Source organism: Pseudomonadota bacterium (assembly GCA_010028905.1).
Lineage (GTDB): Bacteria > Vulcanimicrobiota > Xenobia > RGZZ01 > RGZZ01 > RGZZ01.
Genome location: RGZZ01000857.1, coordinates 1 through 1,259 on the forward strand (window position 1 = coordinate 1; position 1,259 = coordinate 1,259).

The 1,259-nt window shown below is 65.0% G+C and carries 2 protein-coding genes; both read right to left on the reverse strand.

What is annotated here, in order from left to right:
- Nucleotides 1–280 precede the first annotated feature (280 nt).
- Complete coding sequence (locus EB084_25895) at nt 281–478, reverse strand: hypothetical protein (GenBank protein NDD31697.1); 198 nt, start codon at nt 476–478, stop codon at nt 281–283.
- A 210-nt stretch (nt 479–688) separates the two neighbouring features.
- The gene (locus EB084_25900; GenBank protein ID NDD31698.1) at nt 689–1,198 is read right to left on the reverse strand and encodes a hypothetical protein; all 510 of its coding nucleotides are present in this window, start codon (nt 1,196–1,198) and stop codon (nt 689–691) included.
- Nucleotides 1,199–1,259: the final 61 nt, after the last annotated feature.

Sequence of the window (1,259 nt, forward strand, 5' to 3'; positions counted from 1 at the left end):
AGTGGTGGACGCCCTTCACAACGCGCAACTCCTCGCTGGCAGAACACCGTCATGAGTCCACCCCTACATGAGATAGCTGTGGCACAGACCCATGGCCACTGCAGAGGCGAGGCCGGTCGTCGCAGTGCTCATGAGGCCGCACGCCTCGTGAGCCTGTGAGCACCGAGAGCAGCCAACAGTCAAGGGTGAGTGGATCGGGCGTCGTGTCGAGCGGCGCAGAGGGTACCAGTACCGGCAGGCCAAGGAGGCACCGAGTGCACGCCTCCACGGACCGCGCGGCTTAGCCTCGAGATGGCCTCGAGATGGCCAGGTCTCGGGCGTGCAAGGCGGCGCGATGTGCATGCACGCGCATGCGCGCACGCACCTCAATGAACAGCTCCATCCATGCGACCCATAGCATCGCCCCAGCTGCAAACCCCAGGCCCATCGGCTGTACGAGCACGAACGCGTCCACGAACAAGAACGCAGCGATCGCCATCAGCGGCTGCCCGAAGCAGGTCACTCAGTGAGAGAGGGATGAGAAAAGGGGTGGCGCCGCGGGCGCGAGGTGATTCGCGTAGGGTGAGCGCTGGCAGCACAAAAGGATGCAGGCTGTGGTCGAGGCTGTGCGGCAGGGGCTCTCTCTGCCGCTGCGCCACGGGTCCGCCCAGGGTGGCGCTGTGGAGCGTGCCCGGGATGGCGCATACATCTAAAATGCTAGCCATCGCGCTCCAGGAAGGCAATCAGAGACGCTCAGAGGCCGTTCGCCCCGCACGGCGCGTACCTGAGGAACGCTCGTCATGACGCTCCATAGGGCGGCGCCCCACACACTCATCCCCTTGGAGACGAGCACGACGCTGACCGCGAAGCCCTCTGGGACGTTGTGCACCGCCAGCGTGGTGGTCACGAGCATGCCCAGGCTCTCTTTCGTCTTCTCGCCGAAGGAAACGCCGATGCCGATGCCCTCGGAGAACGAGTGCAGAGTCATCACGACGACGATCAGCAGCGCGCGGCGCGCATCGATGCCCTCGATGATGCTAAATTTGACGTCGTCCGAGCCGTCGAGGATGCGCTGACTGGCAACGATGAACATGATGCCGATCACGCCGCCTATGGCCACGCACTGCAGCGGCGTGAACGGGGCGCGCTCGCCCACTCCGAGCTCCACGCCCTCGATAATCAGCGCGGCACTCGCAGACGTCATCATGCCGCCGGCCATTGCATTGGCGAGGCCGAGCCAGTACTTGTCCTCGTCGCCGCCTGTTGTCCGCAGGAAGGCC